This window comes from Streptomyces sp. NPDC038707, assembly GCF_040636485.1.
In the GTDB taxonomy this organism is placed as follows: domain Bacteria; phylum Actinomycetota; class Actinomycetes; order Streptomycetales; family Streptomycetaceae; genus Streptomyces.
On the sequence record NZ_JBEZUP010000012.1, the window covers coordinates 141,533 to 163,799 of the forward strand.

Genomic DNA, 22,267 nt, shown 5'->3' on the forward strand with positions numbered 1-22,267 from the left:
CGGGCCGGGAACCAACCGGGACACCCGGGCGTTCCACTGACAACGGGGAACGCCCGCCCGGACGGGAGGACGACATGACACACCGCACGCACACCCACGACGCGCCCGGGGACGCCGCCGAGGCGGCCGTCACCCGGCGCGAGCGCTTCGGCCGCCTGCCCGAGCGGATACGCCCCGAGGACACGGTCGAGACGCGGCCGGCCACCCGGCCGGACCCGGCGCGGGACACCTACCACGCGGACGAATGGCTGATCCGGTACTGCGGCTGACCCGGGCCCGGCGGCGGACCGCCCGCGCGCCGCTCAGGCCGACCGCACCTCCGCCAGCGTCACCGGCCGGTGCTCGCGCAGGGACAAGGTGCACGCCTCGGCGATCCAGCCGGCCTCCAGGGCGTCCGCCACGGTGCAGGGGGACGGCCGGGCACCGGCCACGACCTCGGTGAACGCGGCGAGTTCGGCGCGGTAGGCGGCGGCGAACCGGTCCATGAAGAAGGCGTGCGGCGGGCCCGGCGGGAAGTCGGTGCCGGGCTCGGCCGAGCGCAGCGGAAGCCGGTCGTCCAGGCCCACGGCGAGCGAGTCGGCGAAGCCGTGCAGTTCCATACGCACGTCGTAACCCCGCCGGTTGTACCGGGAGTTGGACACCACGGCGACCGTTCCGTCGTCCAGGGTGAGCAGCGCGCCGGCGGTGTCGGCGTCGCCCGCCGCCCTGATGTGGCCGGCCCCCCGGTTGCCGCCGACCGCGTACACCTCGGTGACCTCACGGCCCGTCACCCAGCGGACGCTGTCGAAGTCGTGCACGGCACAGTCCCGGAAGATGCCGCCGGACGCGGCGATGTACGCGGCCGGCGGAGGCGCCGGATCCAGCGTCGTGCACCGCACGGTGTGCAGCGCGCCCAGCTCACCGGCCCGTACGGCGGCCCGGGCGGCGGCGAACCCCGCGTCGAAGCGCCGGTGGTAACCGATCTGGACCGGCACGCCACCGTCCCGGACGACTCCCAGGACCTCGGTGCCCTCGCGCATCGTCCGGGCCACGGGCTTCTCGCAGAAGACCGGGACACCGGCCTCGACGCCGGCCCGGATCAGCGCGGGGTGGGCGTCGGTGGCCGCCGCCACCACGATGCCGTCCACCCCGGACGCCAGCAGCGCCCGCGGCGACGGGGCCACCTCGGCGCCGAACCGCTCCGCCGCGCGCTCGGCGGCCTCCGCGAACGGGTCGGTGACGACGAGCGATTCGACGGCGTCGAGCCCGCGGAGGGTCTCGGCGTGGAAGGAGCCGATACGGCCGAGACCGAGGATTCCGATACGCATGCGCCCCATTCTTGTCCTTACAAACCCTTCGCACCATCATCGACGAGCCACCGGCACCCCCAGGGAGCCGCCTCCGCGTTCCCTACGGGCCGGCCCAGCGGCCGGTCCGCGCGGACCGTGCCATCGCCTCCAGCGCCCGCGCGCTGTGCACCGCGTCCGCGAGGGTGGCGCCGTACGGCGTGCCCTCGGCGATGGACCGTACGAACCGGAAGGCCTCGATCACCTTCAGGTCGTCGTACCCCATCGCGTGGGCCGCGCCCGGCTGGAACGCGGCGAACTCGCCGGCGCCCGGGCCGGCATGGACGGTGCTCACCGGCTGGTCCCGGTAACCGGTGCCGCGGCTCACGCCCAGCTCGTTCATCCTCCGGAAGTCCCAGAACACCGCGCCCCGGGTGCCGTGCACCTCGAAACCGTAGGCGTTCTGCTCGCCGACCGAGACCCGGCAGGCCTCCAGGACGCCGCGGGCGCCGGAGGCGAAACGGAGCAGACAGCCGACGTAGTCCTCGTTCTCGACCGGGCCGCGCTCACCGCCCGGGGCCAGGGCATGGCCGGCCGTCGCACCGCGCGGGCGGGCGCGCTCCGGGACGAAGACCGCGGTGTCGGCGGCGAGGGAGGCGAGGTCACCGCACAGGAAGCGGGCCAGGTCCACGCCGTGCGAGGCCAGGTCGCCGAGCACCCCGCTGCCGCCGCGCCGCCGCTCGTAACGCCAGGTGAGAGCGGTGTCCGGGTCCGCCGCGTAGTCGCTGAACAGGCGGATGCGCACATGGGTGACGGTGCCGATCCCGCCGGAGGCGATCAGCTCGCGGGCGGCCTCCACGGCGGGCGCGTTGCGGTAGTTGAAACCGACCGTGCCCTGTACGCCGGCCCTCGCCACCGCGTCGGCGACCGCGCGCGCGTCCCCGGCCGTCAGGCCCACCGGCTTCTCGATCCACAGGTGTTTGCCGGCCTCGGCCAGCGTCACACCGATCTCGCGGTGCAGGAAGTTCGGCGCGGTGACGCTGACCGCGCGCACGCGCGGGTCGGCGGCCACCTCGCGCCAGTCACGGGTCGCGGAGGCGAACCCGTACCGCTCGGCGGCCTCCTCGGCCCGCCCCGGTACCTCCTCGGCGACCGTGACCAGCCGGGGGCGCAGCGGGAGGTCCGGGTAGTGGTGGGGGAGCCGCGCGTACGCCCGGGTGTGCACGCGGCCCATCCAGCCGAACCCGATGACGGCGACACCCAGCGCATCCACCATGACAGCCTCTCCCGGAAACGTGGGACCGGCGCCCGGAACGGTCCGTCCCGGCTCGGAGCCACCTTTGTCCGGACATGGAGGCGTGTCAACCCTCCCGGCGCTCCCTCGGAGACCTCAGAGGCTGATGGCGTACGCCTTGCGCAGCGTCTCGTGCACCGTCCACCGCGTACGGTCGCCCGCGCGCAGCACCGCCATGTCGCCGGGGCCCACCCGCAGCGTCGGCCCGTCCTGGACCTCGATCGTGGCCGAGCCGCTGATCACCACGAACAGCTCGTCGGCCTCCGTGTCCGTGACCACGCCCGGGGTGATCTGCCAGATGCCCCGGAGCTGCCGCCCGTCCGGCGACTCCCAGACCACTTTCCCGGTCACCTCCGGACTCCCGGAGACGATCTGCGCGGGGTCCAGGGGCTCGGGTCCGAGGTCGGCGTCGGGGATGTGGAGCGCGAAGCTGTGCGTCATGCGGCCGACCCTAGCGGGCGGGCGGGGCGCGGTGCCGTGGACAGGGTGTGGGGCATCGGGGCCGGTCACGGGACACTTCGTCGCGCGGGCGGGCGTGGTGGCGGCGGGGCCTTCGTGCCCCGGGTCAGCGGCCGGTGCGCACCCCGTCCGGCGCGATGGCCGGCACCCGGTCCGCGCTGGGCGTCGTCCTCGAAGGTCGTCGCCGTGATCCCGGCGACCATCCGCACGCCTCCGGCTGCACCCATGGCTGGGCCCTGCCCGCCCTCCTCTGCCTGGCCGCGACCGGCGCCGCCCTCCTGGTCCCGGCCCGCCGCCCCGGCCTTACGGCCGAGACCCCCGGCACACCGGCGGCGACACGGGCACCCGCCCAGGTGCGGTAATGTTGACCTGCGTGATCACGCGGGACGCCCGCGTGGGACCGCGGCGGGACGTGGCGCAGCTTGGTAGCGCACTTGACTGGGGGTCAAGGGGTCGCAGGTTCAAATCCTGTCGTCCCGACTCGTGAGAGTCGCAGGTCAGGGCCGGTTTCGGAGGTATCCGAAACCGGCCCTTGATCGTTTTGGGAGGCTCAGCGGGTGAGGTCGTCGGCGGTGACGGCCAGGCAGGCGGTGACCAGGACGAGGTTCTTCAGGACGTACTGGCCGTCCAGGGTGGGGGCTCCGTGGTGCCACATGGCGTCGGGGAGCAGCACCAGGGAGGAGAACACGCCGCTCATGTGGGCGTAGAAGGCCACCAGAGCGGGGCGCAGGAGGAATCCGGAGATCAGGGCCAGGCCGATGAGGGCTTCGGTGGTGCCCAGCAGCGGCAGCGACACCTGGGCGGGTACCAGGCCGCCGGTCAGCTTGGTCATGGTCTGGAGGGCGATGTGCTCGGCGGGACTGGTGGCGGGGAAGAGTTTGAGGACGCCGAACCAGCAGTAGACGACACCCACGCTGACGCGCAGGACGGTGAGGCTGCCGGGCCGGTACCGCCCGGCAGCCCGGTGCAGCACGGCCGTGCACCGGTGACGGGGTGTCCGGCGGACGCGGGCGGGCGGCGTTCCCCGGTGGGACATCAGGTGCCTCCGAACCGGTACCGGTGCAGCGGGGGCTGCGGGTGGCGGACGGGTGGGAAGGCCCCGCGAGGAGCGCTTGCGCGGCGTGCTCGCGGGGCCGGCGTGCGGAGACTACGGGGTGCGGGCCGGCTGGTTCAGCCGAAGTCGACGTCGCTGCACAGGAAGTACTTCTGGTCCATGTGCGATGCCTTCCAGACGGTCACCACGACGTGGCGTCCGCTGTAGCCGGAGGTGCTGACGTCGGTGGTGTAGTGCGCCTGGTAGGGGTAGCGGCCGGTCTTCTTGACCTGGTCGAGGTCGTTCCAGCCGATGAGCTGGGTGGTCGGGTCGAAGCCCTGCCTGGTGACGTAGATCTCCAGCCAGTCGGCGCCGTGCCGGGCCTCGTCGTAGAGGTCGACGGTGAAGGTGGAGCCGAGGGCGCTGGTGATCCACGGTCCGGGGCGGTCGAGTGCTCCGTAGTCGGTCTCGCCCTGGCCGCCGGCGCTGCAGATCCGGCCGTTGGGGATGACCTGCTGGTAGTTGTCGCCGGTGTTGTTGGCGTAGACGGCCTTCCACGCGGTGATCGCGTTGGGGTTCTCGTGGTAGGTGCGGTAGCACATGGGGTCCTGCGCCTCGTTCGGCTCGCTGGAGCCCCAGCGCTGCAGGCAGCCGTAGTTGCGGGTCTGCGGGGCGATGACCGTGCCGTGGGCGGAGGCGGCCGGCGCCTGGGCCAGCAGGCCCAGCAGGGTGGTGGCGAGGGCGGCGGCGCCCAGCGCGGTGCGGCGGGACGCGGTCGTGGGTGTGCGGTTCATGGTGGGTCTTCCTCCGTGGGTCGGAAAGGACACCGGCCGGGGGCGCCGGCCGGTCTGCGCCTTGCGCGTGATCGGGAGGCTGCTGCCGGGGTTCAGGTGCCGGGCCGGCTCACCTCCTTCCGCTTCGGGGCGAGCGCCGTCGTGGGCGGACGGGGGGCCGTACGGGCTCGGGGCCCGTACGGTGCCGCCGGGACGCAGGGGTGCGTGGCCGGTTCAGCCGGTCAGGGACCACTTCTGGCTGTTCCAGCCCCCGCAGTCCCACAGGTGGAGCCGGGCTCCGTCCGCTGTGCTCTGGTTCTCGATGTCGAGGCAGCGTCCCGACTTGAGGTTCTTCAGGGTGCCGTTCGACTGGAAGGCCCACTTCTGGCTGTCGTAACCGCCGCAGTCCCACAGGTGGGCCTTGGTGCCGTTGGCGGTGTAGCCGCCCTCGACGTCCAGGCACTTGCCCAGCACGCGCAGCTCGGTGCCGTTCAGGGTCCACTTCTGCCGGTCGGTGCCGGCGCAGGTGGCGAGCTGGGCGGGGGTGCCGTTGGCGCCGGCGCCGTCCTTGGCCTCGGCGCACTTGCCGCCCGCGTTGACGAGCTGCGTGCCGGTGCCGCCGCCGTTGCCCGGATCGGTGCCGCCGTTGCCGGGGTCGTCGGTGTTGGCGGTGTGGTCGAAGTAGACGAAGTCCCAGTTCTTCAGTTCGGGGACGGTGAACTTCAGGTAGGTGCCCGAGGAGTCGCTGCCTGTGGTGAAGGGCAGGTTCGCCGAGCGGCCGCCGTCGCGGTCGGGGCTGCCGACGCGGAGGGCTGCCGGGGCCTGCTGTCCGTCGCGCAGGTAGTACTTGACGGGCACGTCGGTCTTGACGGGCGGGGTGGCGGTGCCGGCGTCGCGCCACTTGCCGTCGTTGCCGAGCAGGTTGATCAGGTGCAGGACATCGGTGTCGCCGTTGCGCATGGCGTTGGTCCACACGGTGTTGCCGGAGCCGTCGGTGGAGGTGATCACGCCGTCGACGACGGTCTTGTTGGACGCGGTGTGCAGGTCGGGGCCGTAGAAGAGGTTCTCGTAGCCGGTGATGACGTCGTAGTACGTCTTCTCCCACGCCTTGAGCCCGGCGGACATGCTTTTGTCCTTGTTGAGGAAGTACTCGGTGTTGAGCATGTGGTCGTTGGGGCCGAGCTCGAGGTGATTGGCGCCGTTGGCGGCGAACATGGCGTTGGCCAGCTGTACCGAGGTGGTGTCGAAGACGGAGTTGTTGTTCGGGGTGCCGGAGTCGGGGGTGCCCGGGCGGTTCATGTAGGCGGGGGTGATGTGCGGTTTGCCGCCGGACGCCTGGCGCTGACGCTCGAGGTAGTCCTTGACCGAGGAGTTGGTCTCGTAGTTCGACCACAGCTCGGTGTAGAGGTAGTCGGCGTCGGACTTGGCCAGTTCGGCGTCGCCGTAGCCGTCGACGGCGTTGAAGCCGACCGCGTTGCGGCCCGCGGGCAGTGCCTGCTTGGTCCTGTTGGTCAGCTGGGCGAAGCCGCCTGGCCGGTTGACCTTGTTGCCGGCCTTGTCGTACTTCTCCGACCAGTAGCCGATCTGGTCCAGGTGGGCGCCGTCGAAGCCCATGGAGTTCACCGAGTCCTGGTACTGGCCGACGATGTAGTTCTGCCAGCCGGTGTTCTCGGGGTTCATCAGGTGCAGGATCTGGTTGGGCAGCATCGGGTAGTACCACTCGTCGGTGCCGCCGGGACTGTTGAACAGCCGCCAGTCCGGGCTGACCTGGGATGTGTCGTAGTCGTTGAGGGCCGCGTACGACATCTGGTACGGCATGGCGGCCATGCCGCGGCCGTGCTCGGCGTCGATGTAGGTGCGGATGGTGGCGGAGCTGAGGGTGTCGCCGTTCCACGCGGTCCAGGTGCCGGCGACGCCGGATCCGTCGTGCTTGACGGGCTTCTCGTGCTTCCACAGCCAGTCGTAGTACTGCAGCGCGTTGATGTGGTAGCGCTGGGAGAGCTCGGCGATGTCGCCCTTGGCGTCGTCGGCGGAGATGTTCGTGCCGTAGTAGGCCAGGAATCCGAACCGGGGGAAGCGGGTCCAGGTGGAGGAGACGTCGATCGCCGTCTGGGTCCGGCTGGCGCCGGCCTGGATCTCGACGAGGTAGCCCTGGAAGTCCGTGGACGGCGGCGTCACCTTCCACACGGCCCGTCCGCTGCCGTCGGCCTGCACGGTGCCGGTCTTCACGACGTCACCGAGGTGGGTGAGCGTGAAGGTCACCGGGCCGCTGCCGTCGACCTGCGCGGTCACCGTGGCTTGCTGGCCGGGCGCGTAGCGGGACGCGTCGGTCCAGGCGTCGCTGACGGTGGCGGCGGATGCCGGGGAGGCCGGCACGAACGCCAGCCCTGAAGCGGCCAGCACCAGGCCGGCGGCCAGTGCCGTACGCCGCGCTCTGTTTTGTCGTGCTCCTGTCATATCTCCTCGCTCGGGGGAAGGCGGCGCCCGCGCACACCCCGGCCACCGGAGAAACCGCGGGGGCGGACGTTCCGGAGCGAACCGTGGGGACGGGGGCGTCGGCGGTGAGCCGCGGGTTCGGCGGCGGCCGCTGGGCAGGGCCGGGGGTGGTGTACGGGTGCGTGCGGATGCCGCACGCACACCGCGCCCCTGGCGCGGAAGGGGTGACCGCCGATGCGGTGTACCGCGGTGCGGTCGCCGGTTAACGTCCCGCTATTTCTTCTCCGTGTCAACGAAATGGGCGAGATTCATCGCCTGGCGTCGCCCGCGCTCCTCGCGTCCCCCTGGACGAACCGGTACATGCGGGGCTGCGGGCGCCTGTCACAGTTCGATAACGCGTCTTTTTCTTTCTTGACGCATGAAAACGTGGGGGGACACACTCCCGTCATCCGCAGGCAACCGGTCGAGTCGTACCGGCCCTGTCGAACACTCCGGGGGACACGCATGGCGCTCTCCAGACGGATCCTGATCTCCGGTGCCGCTCCCGGAGCGGGAGGCGGGACGCCCGGAGCGGGAGGCGGGGCGCCACCGGGCCGCCGTGACCGTCTCGCGCGGGGCGGGAACCTCCGCGTTGTGCCGCGCAGGGCCGGCGACAGCGGTTCGATGGCACTGGACTGCTGTACCGACCTGTACTGACCCGTCGTCACCCACGTCTGGAGACACCAGGGATGAGCCCCTCACCGGTCCGGTTCTCGGACCTCGTCAGCGAACAGACCCGCGCGGAGATCTTCGCCACCGTGCTGACCTCCGGTCCCCTGTCGCGCACCCAGCTCGCCCAGCGACTGGGCCTGGTGCCCTCCAGCGTCACCCGCATGCTTCCCCCGCTGCTGGAGCACGGATATCTCCACGAGAGCGACGCCGCCCCGAACGGGCGGGGCCGGCCGCAGAAGATGCTGCACGTCAACCCCGACAAACACATCGTGGCCGGCATCAAGATCGGGCCCGCGCAGGTGTCCGGCGTGGTCACCGACATGGCCGCCAACGTCCTCGCCCGCATCGAGGAGCCCATCGCCGACCGTACCCCGGAGACGGCCCTGTCCGCCGCCGCGGCGCTGACCCTGCGCCTCCTGGACCAGGCCCCCGAGGCGGCGGACCGGGTGCTGGGCCTGGGCGTCGGCGTCAGCGGCCACGTCGACTCCGCCGCCGGAGTGTGCCGCTACTCCGCCCTGCTGGACTGGAACAAGGTCGACGTGGCCGGTCCGCTGCGCGAGGCCACCGGGCTGCCGGTCGTGGTGAACAACGACGTCAACACCCTCGTGGTGGCGGAGCGCTGGTTCGGGCAGGGCCGGGACGTCGACTCCTTCGCCGTCGTCACCGTCGGACCCGGCATCGGCTGCGGCCTGCTCCTCGACGGCGCCCTCTTCTCCGGCGCGACCGGACTGGCCGGAGAACTGGGCCACCTGCCCCTGGACCCCGCGGGCCCGATGTGCAGCTGCGGCCGCCGCGGCTGCCTGGAGGCCCTCGCCGGCGACCGGGCGGTCCTGCGCCACCTCCAGGACGCCGGAGTGCCCTGCGCCACCATCACCGAGGCCATGGACATCGCCCGCTCGGGAAGCGGCTCGGCGCGGACCGTCGCCCGCTCCGCCTTCGCCGAGGCGGGCACCGCGCTCGGCCGGGGACTGGCCGGCATGTGCAACCTGCTCAACCTGCAGAAGATCATCCTCGCCGGGGAGGGCGCGGTGGCCCACGACCTCTTCGGCCCCGCCCTGAACGACGCCCTTCAGGCCCACGCCTTCTCCACCGCCGCCCGCGACTGCGACATCCACGTCGACCCGGTCACCCACGACCTGTGGGCCCGCGGCGCCGCCTGCCTCGTCATCCGCGAAGCCGTCGGCGCCGCCCTCTCCTGACGCCCGCCCCGCCCGCGACAGCCGGCGAACCGGCCGGCCGGGCCATCCAGCCCCGACACCTCCCGGCGAACAGCCCTCGACCCACGATGAGGATTTGACGTGCCCGAAAACGCGCCCAGCCCTGCCGACGCATGGTGGAGCAACGCGGTGGTCTACCAGATATACCCGCGCAGCTTCGCCGACTCGAACGCGGACGGCATCGGCGACCTGCAGGGCATCACCGAACGCCTCGACTACCTGTCCGAACTCGGCGTCGACGTGCTGTGGCTCTCCCCGGTCTACCCCTCCCCGCACGACGACAACGGCTACGACATCAGCGACTACCAGGACATCGACCCGATCTTCGGCACCCTCGCCGACTTCGACCGGCTCCTGGCCTCCGTTCACGAACGCGGCATGAAGCTCGTCATGGACCTGGTCGTCAACCACACCAGCGACGAGCACCCCTGGTTCACCGCCTCCCGTGACGGCGGCCCGGACGGCCCGCAGCGAGACTGGTACATCTGGCGCCCCGCCCGACAGGGCATGGAACCAGGGACTCCGGGCGCGGAGCCCAACAACTGGGGCTCGTTCTTCTCCGGCCCCGCATGGACGTACGACACCGCCAGCGGCGAGTACTACCTGCACTTGTTCTCCCGCAAGCAGCCCGACCTGAACTGGGACAACCCCGAAGTCCGCCAGGCCGTGCACGCGATGATGCGCTGGTGGCTTCAGCGGGGCGTCGACGGCTTCCGCATGGACGTCATCAACCTGATCTCCAAGGACCCGGCCCTGCCCGACGGCATCGTCCCCGAAGGCGCCCGCTACGGCGACGGAAGCCCGTCCTACGTGTGCGGGCCCCGCGTCCACGACTACCTCGCCGAGATGCACCGCGAGGTCTTCGCCGACTACCCGCGCCGCCTGCTCACCGTCGGGGAGATGCCCGGCGTCACGGTGGAGGAGGCGAAGCTCTTCACCGATCCCGCCCGCCGCGAACTCGACATGGTCTTCCAGTTCGAGCACGTCGGCCTCGATCACGGCCCCGGCGGCAAGTTCGACATACGTCCCCTGAAGCTGACCGACCTCAAGGCCAGCCTCGGCCGCTGGCAGACGGGCCTGGGCGAGACCGGCTGGAACAGCCTGTACTGGAACAACCACGACCAGCCGCGTGTGGTCTCCCGCTTCGGCGACGACTCGCCGTTCCACCGCTACCGGTCCGCGAAGATGCTGGCCACCGTCCTGCACCTGCACCGCGGCACCCCGTACGTCTACCAGGGCGAGGAACTCGCCATGGCCAACGCGCCGTTCGCGTCCGTCGACGACTTCCGTGACATCGAGTCCCTCAACCACTACCGCGACCAGCTCGCCGCCGGCACCGACGAGCAGCGGATCCTCGACGGCCTGCGGCGCCGCAGCCGGGACAACGCCCGAACCCCCATGCAGTGGGACGCCACCGGACACGCCGGCTTCACCGCCGGCACCCCGTGGATCCCGGTCAATCCCGACCACACCGAGGTCAACGCCAAGGCGCAACTGGCCGATCCCGACTCCGTCTTCCACTACTACCGCCGCCTGATCGCCCTGCGGCACACCGAACCCGCCCTCACCCACGGCGACTTCCGCATGCTCCACCCCGAGCACGAACAGCTCTACGCCTTCACCCGCCACGACGCGGGCACGGGCACCGAACTGCTCGTCCTGGCCAACTTCAGCGCCGGCGACCTCACCGTCCACCTTCCCGACGGCTGGGAAGGCACCGAGCTGCTCATCGCGAACGTTCCCGCCACCCCACCCCTCACGAGCCCGCACACCCTGCAGCCGTGGGAAGCCCGCGCCCATCGCCGCCGCACCGTCTGACCCACCCGCCCCGACGCACCGCACGCGAGGAAACAACTGCCATGAACAACCCGCGCACCCGCTTCTCCCTGCGCAGGAGACCGCTGCTGCTGGCCGTGTCCGCGCTGGCCCTGCTGGCCCCGCTGACCGCCTGCGGCGGCTCCGGCTCCGCGGCCGGCGACGGCAAGACCCTGCGGCTGTGGCACTACGAGGACAAGGACGGCGCACTGGGCAAGGCATGGGCCGCGGCCGTCACCGAGTTCAAGAACAGCCACCCGGGCGTGAAGGTGATCTTCGAACAGAAGACGTTCGACCAGATCCAGCAGAACGCCGGCATGATCCTCAACTCCGACAAGGCGCCCGACGTCATGGAGTACAACAAGGGCAACGCCACCACCGGCCTGCTCGCCAAGCAGGGCCTGCTCACCGACCTCACCCCGGTCGTCAAGGCCCACGGCTGGGACAAGAAGATCAGCGACAGCGCCTCCGTCACCGCCCGCTACGACAAGAACGGCGAGATGGGCGGCGACACGTGGTACGGCGTGCCCAACTACGGCGAGTTCGTCCTCGCCTACTACAACGACGACCTCTTCAAGAAGTACCACGTCGCCAAGCCCACCGACTTCGCCGGCTTCGAAGCCGCGCTCGCCGAGTTCAAGGCCGCCGGCGTCACCCCGCTCGCGGGCGCCGGCAACGACCACCCCGCCATGCACTGGCTCTACCTGCTCGCCCTGTCCAAGGCCGACCGGAAGTGGGTCGACGACTACCAGCGGTACCAGGGCAAGGTCGACTTCCACGGCCCCGAGATGACCTACGCCGTCGGCAAGTTCAAGGAGTGGGTCGACAAGGGGTACTTCGACAAGAAGGACGTCGGCCTCAAGGGCACCGACATGACCGAGCAGTTCGTCTCCCAGAAGCGGCCCGTCATGGTCGGCGGCAACTGGTGGTTCGGCGGCCTGACCACCGACGTCAAGGACTTCCGGTGGTCCACCGCCCCCTACCCGGGCAGCAAGGCCACCCTCGGCGCCGGCGGCAACAACTGGGTCGTTCCCACCCGGGCCAAGAACAAGAAGCTCGCCGAGGACTTCATCGACATCACCATGTCGCCCAAGATCCAGAAGCTCATCGGCGAAGAGGGCAACGTCCCCCTCGCCGTCGGGCCCGACGAGATCACCAACCCCAAGTCCCGGCAGCTCATCAACGCCTTCGACCAGGACCAGAAGAGTGGTGGCCTGGCCTTCTATCCCGACTGGCCCGTCGCCGGCTACTTCGACACCTGGCTGGCCGCCACGCAGAACCTCATGAACGGCGGCAAGCCCGACGCCGTCCTCGACCAGCTCGCCGCGCCCTACGAGAAGTACACCGCGTCCCGGCACTGAGCCCGCCCGGCCACGGATCCCCGTCCGACGGCCGAGCCTCCGCCGTCACGGCAACGACGGTCCGGCCCGCCCAGGGCCAGGCCGCCGGCCGGACGCCGTGTCGCCCCGGGGACGGCGCCCCGGCCCGCCGGGCCGCCGTCCCGCCCACCTAGGAGCCACAGTGAAAAGCAAACGTCACCCGCGGTCCACGGGATACGCCCTCTTCCTCGCACCGGGCCTACTGCTGAGCCTGATCTTCCTCGTCGTCCCGCTGGTGATGACCTTCTACTACAGCCTCACCACCTGGCAGGGCATCGGTGATCCCGCCTTCACCGGCCTCGACAACTACACCCGCCTCTACCAGGACGCCGACTTCTGGGCCTCGTTCCGCAACATCGCCTTCGTCATCGTCGGCATCGCCGTCGTCCCCACCCTGCTCGGCCTGTTCCTGGCCTCCCTGCTCTTCGACCACATCGGCAAGAAGCACGGTGACACACTCGTCGGCGTCTTCCGCTCCGGCCTCTACCTCCCCCAGGTCATCCCCGTCGCCGTGACCGGCCTGATGTGGGGATGGATCCTCGCACCCGAAGGCGCCGTCAACAGCCTCCTGGGCAAGATCGGCCTCGGTTCCCTGGCCGAGAACTGGCTCGGCGACCCCGACCTCGCCCTCTGGGTCGTCCTCGGCGTCCTGGTCTGGATGCAACTCGGCTACCCCCTGGTGCTCTTCCTGTCCGGCCTGCAGCGCATCGACCCCGAACTCCACGAAGCGGCCTCCCTCGACGGAGCCGACTGGTGGCAGCGCTTCACCCGCATCACCGTGCCCGTCCTGCGGCCCGAGGTCTACGTCGTCCTGGTCACCACCACCATCGCCGGCCTGAAGGTCTTCGCCCAGATCTTCGTCCTCACCGGCGGCGGCCCCGGCAACTCCACGCTCGTCCCCGCCTACTTCGCCTACCAGAACTTCTTCGAACGCGCCGACGTCGGCTACGGATCCGCGATCTCCAGCACCATCACCCTGCTCGTGCTGGTCATCGCCGGGACGATGCTCTCCCGCCAGGCCCGCGAGGACGGATGACCATGACCACCGACACCACCACCATGCCCCGCACGGAGAAGACGGCACCCCCCGGCCGTGCGGCGCCCCCACGCGGCACACGGCGAACGGCCGGCAAGCGCCGAAGCGCCGGCTCCTACGCCGTCGTGGCCGCCGTCACCGTCTTCGTCCTGGCCTTCCTCGCCCCGTTCGCGATCATCCTGCTCAACTCCTTCAAGACCAGCGCCGATTACCGCTCCCACGGCTCACTGTCCTGGCCCGAGCACTGGAACTGGGCCGTCATCGGCGATGTGTGGCAGCGCGTCGACTTCACCCGGAAACTGATCAACAGCGTCGAGATCAGCCTCGGTGTCGTCCTCGTCGCCGTCGTCGTCGCCCTCTTCAACGCCTACGCCATCGGTATCGGCCGTATCCGCTGGCGCACCGCCTTCCTCGTCTTCTTCCTCGGCGTCAACGTCCTGCCGCAGGAGGGCCTGGTCTACCCCGTCTACTACCTGTTCAAGGAGATGGGCCTGTACGACGGGAAACTCGGCTACACCCTCCTGGTCGGCGTCACCTACAGCGCGTTCGGCACCTACCTGCTCTCCTCCGTCTTCGCCGGCTTCCCCAAGGAACTCATCGAGGCCGCCTCCCTCGACGGCGCCGGCCGCTGGACCATCCTGTGGCGCATCATCCTGCCGATGAGCTGGCCCACCCTGTCGGTGATGTGCGTCTTCTTCTTCGTCTGGAGCTGGAACGAATTCCTCTACCCCCTCGTCCTGCTCATCTCCAACGACAACCAGACCGTCCCCCTCGGCCTGTCCGTCATGCAGGGCCAGTACACCAGCGACCCCACCGCCATGAGCGCCGCCGCCCTCCTCGGCGTCATCCCCATGGTCGTCTTCTTCCTCCTCTTCCAGCGCTCCCTCACCCGCGGTGTCACCGCCGGAGCCGTGAAGTAATCCCGCCAGGGACCCCGTACGGCCCCGGATCCGGCACGCACCAGCCCCGCCGCCGGATCCGGGGCTGACCCGCGCCCCCGTCACCCGACGGGGAACTTCCGCGGCCGGGGTGAGCGGGCGCCGGGATCAGCAGAACGGCCGGAACTCCCTGAAGTCGGGCGCCGGGCGCGGGCCGGGCAGCCGGTAGGCGCCGGTCCGCGGCCGGCCGCCGGCCGGACCGGTGGTCCCGTCGGCCAGAGCGCCCGGTACCGGACGCCACCCCAGATGGGTCTCGAAGTACGCCACGGCGGCGCTGACCGACGGCCACCAGAGGTCGTCGAGCAGCACGACGCCGCCCGGCCGGACGATCTCGCCCAGGAAGTGGAGGTCGACGAACACGTTGTGGAAGTGGTGACTGCCGTCCACGAAGGCCGCGTCCGCGACGAAGCCCGCGCCGGCCAGCCGGGCCAGGAAGCGCTGCGACGGTTCGGTCACCAGCTCGGCGACGCCGTCCAGGCCGGCCGCGCACAGCAGTTCCCACCCGACACCGTCGTACGCCGTGTACTGGAACGGGTCGATCACCACATGCCGCGGGTCGCGTGCCCCGGTGCGCAGCAGCGCCTCGCCGATCGCCAGCGCCGAGCCGGCATAGGCGAGCCCGATCTCGACGACCGTGCCGACGCCTTCTGCCACCAGGAGGTCGCGGACCTGATCACAGTCCGGCTCCGGCAGCGTGACGGTGGCGAAGTCCGGAGCGCCGTCGGGCCGCCGCGGCGGCCCGTGCCGGCTGAGCCGGCGGCGTACGGCGGCCACCCGCTCCGGCCCCCGGTCCGTGGCTCCGTCCGCTCGCGCGATCGAGTTCACCGGGCACACTCCTTCGGACTGAGGGACGCACGCACGCTCAGCGTCCCAGGGCGACGACGAGAAGCGTGCGTGCGGGCTGATCGCCGACCAGGCGGCAGCGGTGGGGGACGTCGCCGCGGTGATGGGCGCTCTGGCCGGCCCTCAGCCGGATCGGTTCCTGCCCGCGCAGTTCCAGGTCGACCTCGCCCTCGAGCACGTAGACGAAGTCCTCCCCGGTGTGCTCGAACCACCCGCGTTCGCCCTGGCCGGGCGTGAAGTGCTGCTCGTACGCCTCCATGACGTCGCTCTGCCCGCCGGGGACGAGGACCCGGGCGAACTGTCCGGTGCCCTCGGTGACCCGGATGACCTGGGGATCCGCCTCGTGGGCCACGGCGCCGGAGGTGCCGGAGGGGCGCAGGAAGATGCCCGGGGGCAGGCCCAGAGCGTCGGCGATCTTGTAGATGGAGGCGAGGCTCGGAGTGGTCAGGCCGCGTTCCAGCTGGCTGAGGAAGGGCTGGGACAGCCCCGAGCGGGCGGCGAGTTCGGCCATCGGGACGCCGAGGCGCTTGCGGTGCCCTCGGATCACGGAGCCCACGGCCAGGGCCTCGGGGGTCGGGTCGGGTCGGCGCACGGTTCGACGGTAGCGCAGGGGTGCGGCAGGGCGGGGGAGTGGGGCGAGAGGCCCGGATGAGCCTTTATGCCGCCGACACGCTGCGGCAATAAACCACGCGAATTATTGACCACATCAATAACGCCCGTTCCGGGGAGACCCGGAGACCCGTCATGAGGTGCCGCACCATGGCTCGCACAGCACCCCCGGCCCGGCCGGCCCGGTCCCCGGAGAAAGCCGCGCCGGCCCGCCCGCCCGGACGCCGGATCACGAAAGGCCTCGGCGCCGCCGGGACACCGCTCACCGCCGCGGTCCTCGTCCTCGTCCTGTGGTGGGCGGCGGCCCGGGCCGGCGTGCTCGGCGCGGGACTCGTCCCCACCCCCTGGCAGACCCTGCGCGCCGCGCGGGCGATGGCCGCCGACGGCACGATGGCCGCCGACCTGCGGGCCAGCCTGGCGCGCGCCGGACAGGGCTTCGCGGCCGGGGCGGCGGCCGGGACGGCGCTCGGGTTCCTCACCGGACACCACCCGCGGGTCGCGTCCCTGGTCGGCCCCGTGATGTCGTTCCTGCGCCCGATCCCGGCCATCGCCCTCGTCCCGCTGGTCACCACCTGGTTCGGGATCGGCGAGCGGGCCAAACACCTGGTCATCGCCTACGCCGTGTTCCTGGCCGTATGGCTGTACGTCCATGACGGCGTCGCGCGCATCCCCGCCGACTACCTCCGCGCGGCCCGCACCCTCGGCGTACCGTCCTGGCGCAGGCTGACCGAGGTCCTGCTGCCGGCCGCCGCGCCCTCGGTCGTCGCGGCACTGCGGTACGGCGCCTCACTGGCCGTCCTCGCCCTGGTCGCCGCCGAACTGGGCGGCGCGCAGAGCGGCATCGCCTACCGCCTCCAGGTCGACGGCCAGTTCCTGCGCACCGACCACATGTTCGTCGGACTGATCGAACTCGGTCTGCTCGGCCTCCTCGCCGACGCGCTGATCAGCACGGCCGGCCGCCGCCTCGTCCACTGGAGCAGCAGCGCATGAGCACCCTCGTCCGACTCGACGCAGTCACGGTCGACTACGACGGCCGACGCGCCGTCACCACCACCGATCTGGAGTTCACGGCAGGCTCCTTCACCTCCCTCCTCGGCCCGACGGGCTGCGGCAAGTCCACGCTGCTGGGCACGATCGCGGGGTTCGTGACGCCGAGTTCCGGGCGTGTCCTGATGGACGGCACGCCGGTCACCGGCCCGGGCCCCGACCGGGGCGTGGTGTTCCAGCACTACGCACTGCTGCCCTGGTTCACCGCGCGCGGCAACGTCGAGTTCGCCCTCAAACGCTTCGGCCTGTCCCGCGCCGCGCGCCGCGTCCGCGCCCTGGAGTCACTGGACGCGGTCGGCCTCGCGGACGCCGCCGAGAAGTACCCGGCCCAGCTGTCCGGCGGCATGCGGCAACGCGTCGCGCTCGCCCGGGCCCTGGCGGCCGAACCCCGGGTCCTGCTGATGGACGAGCCGTTCGGCGCGCTCGACGCCCTCACCCGGACGCGCATGCAGCGGCTGCTGGCACGGCTGTGGCAGCGCACCGGCACCACCGTCGTCTTCGTCACCCACGACGTGGACGAGGCCCTCATCCTGTCCCAGCGGGTGATCGTCATGGCGGCGGACCCGGGACGGGTGATCGCCGACCACCGGGTGGACGAGGCCTCCGCCGCGCTCCCGAGCACCTCCTCCCACCCCCTGCACCAGCGCATCGTCGCCCAACTCGGCACCGACCTCTGAGGATTCCCATGCGCAGCACACGCCGCGGCCTGCCGGCCGCCCTACTCGCCCTGACCGTGCTCCTCACCGCCTGCGGCACAGGCGGGCGGAGCGCCTCCGGCGCCACTTCCCGGATCACCATCGCCGGCAGCGACTACCTCGGCGGTGCCCCCCTCTACACCGCCACCGAGAACGGCCAGTGGGCCGCCCACCACCTCACCCCCAGCCTGCAGTCCTTCGCCACCGGCCGCGACGCGCTCAACGCCGTCCTGGGCGGCCAGAGCCAGTACGCGGTCGTCGGCGACCTGCCCGCCGTGTCCGCCATCCTCGCCGACCGGAAGATCAAGATCCTCGCCGCCCTGTCCGGCCACACCGACTGGCGGCTGCTCACCACCGCGTCCGCCGGCGTCACGGACTTCACCGCCCTGAAGGGCAAGAGGATCGGCCTGCCCGAGGGCACCAACGTCCAGTACGCGCTCCACGGCATGCTCACCGGGGCCGGACTGAAGCCCGGCGACGTCACCCTGGTCAACCTCGCCCCGAACCAGGTCACTTCGTCCCTGGCCCGGGGAGACATCGACGCGGGCCTGACCTTCCCCAGCTTCTACGACGCCACCAGGAAGGCGCTCGGCACCAGCTACCGGGAACTGCGCTACTCCGGCTACACCTACCGCACCCTGCTGATCACCGCCCCCGGCACGAGCACCGCCACCTCCACCGCCGTCCTGCGCACCCTGACCGCCGCGACGAAGACCATGGCGAAGAACCCGGCTGCCGCCCGCAAGGCCGTCGTCGCCCAGGCCGAGGGCGCCCTGGAACCCGCCTTCGCCGACGCCCACTACACCTCCTACGACTACCGGATCACCCTCGACGAACCGCTGCTGAAGCTCCTCCTCGCCGAGGGCGCCTGGGCCAAGTCGGCACAGCGGCTCCCGGGCACGCCGGACCGGGCCACCTTCTCCGAGCACATCGACCGGACGCCGCTCACGGCCGCCGACCCCGCCGCCGTCACCCTCCACTGAAAGGGACACCATGACCACCATCGACCAGAACACGCTGCGCCGCCGGGGCACCGGCCTGCGCGCCCACGACCCCGAGCGGTCGTACGGCGGCCACACCCTCTACACCCCGATCGCCGGCCCGGGCGAGACCTACCTCGTCGACATCCACGGCGAGATCGCCCACGCGTGGCACCTGGCCCACCCGCCCGGCCGCCACGCCCGGCTCCTCGCCGACGGCACGCTGTTCTACCAGGGCAAGGACACCCGGTCCGGAGACCCGCTCTTCCCGATCTGGGAGGTCTACCACGGCGGCGTCCTCCAACTCGTCGCCCCCGACGGCACCGTGCTGCGCGAAGTCCGCCACCGGTACCACCACCACGACGCGAGCATCCTCGCCAACGGCAACCTGGTCCTCCTCGCCGTCGAACCGGTCCCCACCGCGCTCGCGGCCCGCATCCCCGGCGGCATCCCCGGCACGGAGGCACCCGACGGACGCATCTGGGGAGACGTCGTCTACGAGATGACCTGGGACGGTGAGATCCTGTGGCGCTGGGCCTCCTTCGAGCACCTGTCGCCCGAGGACACCCCCCTCGACCGCCACTTCGCCCGCGAGCACTGGCCGATGGCCAACACCGTCAACGAACTGCGCGACGGCAGCGTCATGGTCGGCTTCCGCAGCGCCTCCACGGTCGTGATCATCGACCGTGCCACGTCACGGGTCACCTGGCGCCTGGGCCCGGAGACGCTGGCCCAGCAGCACCACCCCCACGAACTGGACTCGGGCTCGATCCTCATCTTCGACAACGGCTCCTACCGCGACCACACATCCGTCCCGTACTCCCGGGTCATCGAGGTCGACCGCGAGACCCGCAGGACCGTCTGGTCGTACGAGGACCATCCGCCCCAGAACTTCTACAGCCCCTACATGTCCAGCGCCCAGCGCCTCCCGAACGGCAACACCTTCGTCGCCGAGGGCTCCTTCGGCCGCCTCTTCGAAGTCACTCCCGACGGCGACGTGGTCTGGGAGTACGTCGTCCCGCAGTTCGGCACCTTCGGCGCGGGCGTCGGCATGGAATCGTCCCGGGGCGCCCAGAACGCGGTCTTCCGCGCCTACCGCTACGGCCCGGACCACACGGCCTGGCTCCGTCCACGTCCGCGACGGTGACACCTCAGGAGAACAGTCCCGCCCCCAGCGGACGTTGCCGGTCGAAGCCGGGGAGGATCAGGAAGGTCGCGGTGGCCGTGGTGGTGGTGAAGTCGAGCAGTGCGTCGGAACCGTCCATGTGCGTGAGCGTCTTGGTGAAGGTGCGCAGGTCGTTCTGGAAGCTGATGAACAGCAGGCCGGGCCCGGGTCCGTCGGTGCTGTAGGAACGGCGGAGCATGAGGCCGGCGCCGACCACGTTGGGATGGGCCCGGCGGACGTGGGCGTCGGCGGGGACGAGGTAGCGCCCGTCCGGTGTCTTGGCGCCCAGGTCCGGGTCCGAGGCCACGGTGCCCCCGGACAGGGGCGCGCCCGTGGCCCTCCGCCGGCCGAAGACCGCCTCCTGTCCGGCGACGGAGAGCGCGGCGAACCGGGGCAGGTCGAGCTCCATGCGCCGCAGCACGGCGATCGTGCCGCCGGCGACGGGAGCCGGCCCGGTCAGCCACAGGTGGCGTCGCTGTTCGGCCGGTGTGTGCGGGCCCACGATGCCGTCGATGAACCCGAGCAGATTGCGGGGCGCGGAGACGTCCCCGGTCACGGGAACCTCCGGACCACGGCGCCCGGACTGCCGCCAGCGTTCCCGGATGCGGTCCCCGGCCTGCCCCAGCAGCGCGGCGGCGACGACCGGCAGCAGCAGGGGATCGCCGGCGCAGATCTGCAACAGCAGGTCCCCGCCGCGCGACCGCGGGGCGATCCGCTCCCGGGAGAACCGGGGAAGGTCCGCCGCGCCGGGCAGCGCGGCACCGGCCCCGCGGACCAGCCGTGGTCCCACCCCGACCGTCACGGTGAGATCGCCCGGCGACAGACCCAGCAGCCGCGGATCGGTCCCCTCGGTGAGCGTGAGGACGGCCCGGCCGAGTCCGGCCAGCAGCGGGCCGACGGCCACGCCGTCGCCGACATCGGCCACCACGGCCAGCAGGTGCGGCTGGGCCGCCCGCGGGAGCGTCACGCCCGCCTGGTGGCGACCGGTCGGCGGGACCCGGGGCGTCGGCGTGGGGGACGGGGGCCGGTCCGGCCGGGCCGCGGGGGAGTCACAGCCCGCCGTGAGGCCGGTGGCCGTCACGGCCCCGGTGGCGCCGAGGAACGCGCGGCGGGACGGATGGGGGTCGGCTCGGCTCACGGTGTGCACAATGCCATATCCCTTCCGGCCGGGGCGAGTTGACCGGCCACGCGACGCGACCGCTTCATGCCAGGATGAGGCCATGCCTCGTCTCCGACTTCGTGCCATGGCCGCGTTGCTGACCACACTGACCTGCGTACTGGCGGCCTGCGGGTCCGGCGGCGACGGGCCGGACGACGGCCGTCGGCCGTCCGGGGCGCACGTGACGATCAGAGTGCCGGGCGACGCCCCGACGATCTCCGCCGCGGTCTCCCTCGCCCGCCCCGGTGACCTGGTGCTGGTCGGGCCGGGCGTGTACCACGAGTCGGTGCGGCTCTCCACGCCCCGTGTCACCCTGCGGGGCGAGTCCCGGGACAAGGTCGTCATCGACGGGCGGCTGCGGCAGCCCAACGGCGTCGTCGTCTCCGCGCCCGGAGTGGCCGTGCAGAACCTGACCGTGCGGAACAACACGCAGAACGGGGTCCTGGTCACCGGTTCGGCCAAGGCGGCGGCCGGCCTGCCGGGACAGAGCGGCGGCTACGACACCGGCGACGAGCCCGTCACCTTCCTGAAGTCGTTCCTGGTCTCGTACGTGACCGCGACCCGCAACGGGCTGTACGGCATCTACGCGTTCTCCGCGCAGAACGGCGTCATCGAGCATTCGTACGCCTCGGGCGCGGCCGACTCGGGGATCTACGTCGGACAGTGCAAGCCCTGTCGCATCGTGGTGCGGGACAACATCGCCGAACTCAACGCGGTCGGCTACGAAGGCACCAACGCCGGCGGGGACATGTACGTGGTCGGCAACCGCCTGGCCGGCAACCGGGTCGGGCTCACCACCAACTCCGACCACCAGGAGAAACTGCTCCCGCAGCGGGACGCCGTCATCGCGGGCAACCTGATCGCCGCCAACCAGCAGCGGGCCACCCCGCAACAGGCCGACGGCGGCTGGGGCACCGGTATCGGCGTCGACGGCGGCAGCGCCAACCGGTTCCTCCGCAACCGTGTCACCGGCAACCGCGACGCCGGACTGGTGATCACCGCGACCGCCGACATCCCTCCCGTCGGCAACCAGATCGTGGACAACGTGTTCGGCGGCAACGGCGTCGACGTCGGCTGGTCCTTCCCCACCGCCACCCGGGGGCGGGGCAACTGCCTGCGGGGCAACGAGCTGCGCAGCACCGTGCCCGCCCGGCTCGCGACGACCGCGGCCTGCCCGCTGCCGGCCGGATCGTCCTCGCCGGCCGGTACGTGGACGAGGCCGACGGCACCCGGCGGCATCCCGTTCACCGAGGTCGCGGCGCCCGGCCCGCAGCCGCAGTTCCCCCACGCCGGCACCGCGGGCGCCACCGTCGTCCCGGCCGCTCCGGCCCTGCCGGAGGCGGCGGACATCCCCCTGCCGCCGGCGTCCCTGCTCGCCGCGCACGCACGGGTGCGGACGCCCTGAACGCCCGC

21 protein-coding genes and 1 tRNA gene are annotated in these 22,267 nt (G+C 71.6%); 13 read left to right on the forward strand and 9 right to left on the reverse strand.

Annotated elements, in window-relative coordinates:
- The first annotated feature begins 74 nt into the window (after positions 1 to 74).
- Complete coding sequence (locus AB0E62_RS18785) at positions 75 to 269, forward strand: hypothetical protein (RefSeq protein WP_362194368.1); 195 nt, start codon at positions 75 to 77, stop codon at positions 267 to 269.
- Positions 270 to 302: 33 nt separating this feature from the next.
- Here the strand turns inward: AB0E62_RS18785 and AB0E62_RS18790 are convergent, their stop codons facing one another.
- The 3 genes from AB0E62_RS18790 to AB0E62_RS18800 form a co-directional block, all read right to left on the reverse strand.
- A complete protein-coding gene (locus tag AB0E62_RS18790) occupies positions 303 to 1,307 on the reverse strand; it encodes a Gfo/Idh/MocA family oxidoreductase (RefSeq protein ID WP_362194371.1) in 1,005 nt (334 codons plus the stop codon).
- 82 nt (positions 1,308 to 1,389) lie between these two features.
- A complete protein-coding gene (locus AB0E62_RS18795) occupies positions 1,390 to 2,541 on the reverse strand; it encodes a Gfo/Idh/MocA family oxidoreductase (RefSeq protein ID WP_362194374.1) in 1,152 nt (383 codons plus the stop codon).
- A 114-nt stretch (positions 2,542 to 2,655) separates the two neighbouring features.
- Positions 2,656 to 3,000, reverse strand: coding sequence for a cupin domain-containing protein (locus AB0E62_RS18800; RefSeq protein WP_362194378.1), 345 nt, complete (start codon positions 2,998 to 3,000; stop codon positions 2,656 to 2,658).
- A gap of 134 nt (positions 3,001 to 3,134) precedes the next feature.
- On the opposite strand from AB0E62_RS18800, the gene AB0E62_RS18805 reads away from it, so the two are divergent.
- Both AB0E62_RS18805 and AB0E62_RS18810 read left to right on the forward strand, forming a co-directional pair.
- Positions 3,135 to 3,380, forward strand: coding sequence for a hypothetical protein (locus AB0E62_RS18805; protein ID WP_362194381.1), 246 nt, complete (start codon positions 3,135 to 3,137; stop codon positions 3,378 to 3,380).
- A 44-nt stretch (positions 3,381 to 3,424) separates the two neighbouring features.
- Positions 3,425 to 3,498, forward strand: a tRNA-Pro gene (locus tag AB0E62_RS18810).
- A gap of 70 nt (positions 3,499 to 3,568) precedes the next feature.
- On the opposite strand, the gene AB0E62_RS18815 is transcribed toward AB0E62_RS18810, so the two are convergent.
- From AB0E62_RS18815 to AB0E62_RS18825, 3 genes are all read right to left on the reverse strand, one after another.
- Positions 3,569 to 3,991, reverse strand: a complete 423-nt coding sequence (locus AB0E62_RS18815) for a DoxX family membrane protein (RefSeq protein ID WP_362194384.1) — start codon at positions 3,989 to 3,991, stop codon at positions 3,569 to 3,571.
- Between the two features lie 197 nt (positions 3,992 to 4,188).
- Positions 4,189 to 4,845 (reverse strand): lytic polysaccharide monooxygenase auxiliary activity family 9 protein, encoded by a 657-nt coding sequence (locus AB0E62_RS18820; RefSeq protein ID WP_362194387.1) that lies wholly within the window; start codon positions 4,843 to 4,845, stop codon positions 4,189 to 4,191.
- Positions 4,846 to 5,058: 213 nt separating this feature from the next.
- Positions 5,059 to 7,281: a glycoside hydrolase family 66 protein gene (locus AB0E62_RS18825; RefSeq protein WP_362194390.1), complete on the reverse strand. Its 2,223-nt coding sequence runs from the start codon at positions 7,279 to 7,281 to the stop codon at positions 5,059 to 5,061.
- 707 nt (positions 7,282 to 7,988) lie between these two features.
- Here AB0E62_RS18825 and AB0E62_RS18830 point away from each other — a divergent pair.
- The 5 genes from AB0E62_RS18830 (at position 7,989) to AB0E62_RS18850 (ending at position 14,338) form a co-directional block, all read left to right on the forward strand.
- Entirely contained in the window at positions 7,989 to 9,170 is a 1,182-nt protein-coding gene (locus tag AB0E62_RS18830; protein ID WP_362194393.1) for an ROK family protein, read from the forward strand.
- Between the two features lie 99 nt (positions 9,171 to 9,269).
- On the forward strand, positions 9,270 to 11,006 hold the full coding sequence (locus AB0E62_RS18835; RefSeq protein ID WP_362194396.1) for an alpha-glucosidase: 1,737 nt from the start codon (positions 9,270 to 9,272) through the stop codon (positions 11,004 to 11,006).
- 41 nt (positions 11,007 to 11,047) lie between these two features.
- On the forward strand, positions 11,048 to 12,364 hold the full coding sequence (locus AB0E62_RS18840) for an extracellular solute-binding protein (protein ID WP_362194398.1): 1,317 nt from the start codon (positions 11,048 to 11,050) through the stop codon (positions 12,362 to 12,364).
- Between the two features lie 160 nt (positions 12,365 to 12,524).
- Positions 12,525 to 13,418: a sugar ABC transporter permease gene (locus tag AB0E62_RS18845; protein ID WP_362194401.1), complete on the forward strand. Its 894-nt coding sequence runs from the start codon at positions 12,525 to 12,527 to the stop codon at positions 13,416 to 13,418.
- Positions 13,419 to 13,420: 2 nt separating this feature from the next.
- A complete protein-coding gene (locus AB0E62_RS18850; RefSeq protein WP_362194404.1) occupies positions 13,421 to 14,338 on the forward strand; it encodes a carbohydrate ABC transporter permease in 918 nt (305 codons plus the stop codon).
- Positions 14,339 to 14,464: 126 nt separating this feature from the next.
- On the opposite strand, the gene AB0E62_RS18855 is transcribed toward AB0E62_RS18850, so the two are convergent.
- Both AB0E62_RS18855 and AB0E62_RS18860 read right to left on the reverse strand, forming a co-directional pair.
- Positions 14,465 to 15,181, reverse strand: a complete 717-nt coding sequence (locus AB0E62_RS18855; protein WP_362194407.1) for a class I SAM-dependent methyltransferase — start codon at positions 15,179 to 15,181, stop codon at positions 14,465 to 14,467.
- A 37-nt stretch (positions 15,182 to 15,218) separates the two neighbouring features.
- On the reverse strand, positions 15,219 to 15,791 hold the full coding sequence (locus AB0E62_RS18860) for an XRE family transcriptional regulator (RefSeq protein WP_362194410.1): 573 nt from the start codon (positions 15,789 to 15,791) through the stop codon (positions 15,219 to 15,221).
- A gap of 167 nt (positions 15,792 to 15,958) precedes the next feature.
- Here AB0E62_RS18860 and AB0E62_RS18865 point away from each other — a divergent pair, with 167 nt between their 5' ends.
- Genes AB0E62_RS18865 through AB0E62_RS18880 form a run of 4 tightly spaced genes read left to right on the forward strand, consistent with a single transcriptional unit; the run spans position 15,959 to position 19,677 of the window.
- Positions 15,959 to 16,798: an ABC transporter permease subunit gene (locus tag AB0E62_RS18865; RefSeq protein WP_362194413.1), complete on the forward strand. Its 840-nt coding sequence runs from the start codon at positions 15,959 to 15,961 to the stop codon at positions 16,796 to 16,798.
- Complete coding sequence (locus AB0E62_RS18870; RefSeq protein ID WP_362194416.1) at positions 16,795 to 17,532, forward strand: ABC transporter ATP-binding protein; 738 nt, start codon at positions 16,795 to 16,797, stop codon at positions 17,530 to 17,532. The genes AB0E62_RS18865 and AB0E62_RS18870 overlap by 4 nt, the downstream gene beginning before the upstream one ends.
- Before the next feature lie 8 nt (positions 17,533 to 17,540).
- Positions 17,541 to 18,533 carry an ABC transporter substrate-binding protein gene (locus AB0E62_RS18875; protein ID WP_362194419.1) on the forward strand — a complete coding sequence of 331 codons (993 nt, stop codon included), beginning with the start codon at positions 17,541 to 17,543 and terminating at the stop codon, positions 18,531 to 18,533.
- A gap of 10 nt (positions 18,534 to 18,543) precedes the next feature.
- Entirely contained in the window at positions 18,544 to 19,677 is a 1,134-nt protein-coding gene (locus AB0E62_RS18880; protein ID WP_362194422.1) for an aryl-sulfate sulfotransferase, read from the forward strand.
- A gap of 4 nt (positions 19,678 to 19,681) precedes the next feature.
- On the opposite strand, the gene AB0E62_RS18885 is transcribed toward AB0E62_RS18880, so the two are convergent.
- A complete protein-coding gene (locus AB0E62_RS18885; RefSeq protein ID WP_362194425.1) occupies positions 19,682 to 20,833 on the reverse strand; it encodes a Dyp-type peroxidase in 1,152 nt (383 codons plus the stop codon).
- An 82-nt stretch (positions 20,834 to 20,915) separates the two neighbouring features.
- Here AB0E62_RS18885 and AB0E62_RS18890 point away from each other — a divergent pair, with 82 nt between their 5' ends.
- Positions 20,916 to 22,259 (forward strand): right-handed parallel beta-helix repeat-containing protein, encoded by a 1,344-nt coding sequence (locus AB0E62_RS18890; protein ID WP_362194428.1) that lies wholly within the window; start codon positions 20,916 to 20,918, stop codon positions 22,257 to 22,259.
- The last annotated feature ends 8 nt before the right edge of the window (positions 22,260 to 22,267 follow it).

Coding starts and splice junctions, on each gene's coding strand:
- AB0E62_RS18825 (WP_362194390.1), bottom strand. CDS start 7,281: ATGACAGGAGCACGACAAAACAGAGCGCGGCGTACGGCACTGGCCGCC.
- AB0E62_RS18850 (WP_362194404.1), top strand. CDS start 13,421: ATGACCACCGACACCACCACCATGCCCCGCACGGAGAAGACGGCACCC.
- AB0E62_RS18875 (WP_362194419.1), top strand. CDS start 17,541: ATGCGCAGCACACGCCGCGGCCTGCCGGCCGCCCTACTCGCCCTGACC.
- AB0E62_RS18790 (WP_362194371.1), bottom strand. CDS start 1,307: ATGCGTATCGGAATCCTCGGTCTCGGCCGTATCGGCTCCTTCCACGCC.
- AB0E62_RS18820 (WP_362194387.1), bottom strand. CDS start 4,845: ATGAACCGCACACCCACGACCGCGTCCCGCCGCACCGCGCTGGGCGCC.
- AB0E62_RS18880 (WP_362194422.1), top strand. CDS start 18,544: ATGACCACCATCGACCAGAACACGCTGCGCCGCCGGGGCACCGGCCTG.
- AB0E62_RS18870 (WP_362194416.1), top strand. CDS start 16,795: ATGAGCACCCTCGTCCGACTCGACGCAGTCACGGTCGACTACGACGGC.
- AB0E62_RS18840 (WP_362194398.1), top strand. CDS start 11,048: ATGAACAACCCGCGCACCCGCTTCTCCCTGCGCAGGAGACCGCTGCTG.
- AB0E62_RS18795 (WP_362194374.1), bottom strand. CDS start 2,541: ATGGTGGATGCGCTGGGTGTCGCCGTCATCGGGTTCGGCTGGATGGGC.
- AB0E62_RS18865 (WP_362194413.1), top strand. CDS start 15,959: ATGGCTCGCACAGCACCCCCGGCCCGGCCGGCCCGGTCCCCGGAGAAA.
- AB0E62_RS18800 (WP_362194378.1), bottom strand. CDS start 3,000: ATGACGCACAGCTTCGCGCTCCACATCCCCGACGCCGACCTCGGACCC.
- AB0E62_RS18890 (WP_362194428.1), top strand. CDS start 20,916: ATGCCTCGTCTCCGACTTCGTGCCATGGCCGCGTTGCTGACCACACTG.
- AB0E62_RS18830 (WP_362194393.1), top strand. CDS start 7,989: ATGAGCCCCTCACCGGTCCGGTTCTCGGACCTCGTCAGCGAACAGACC.
- AB0E62_RS18785 (WP_362194368.1), top strand. CDS start 75: ATGACACACCGCACGCACACCCACGACGCGCCCGGGGACGCCGCCGAG.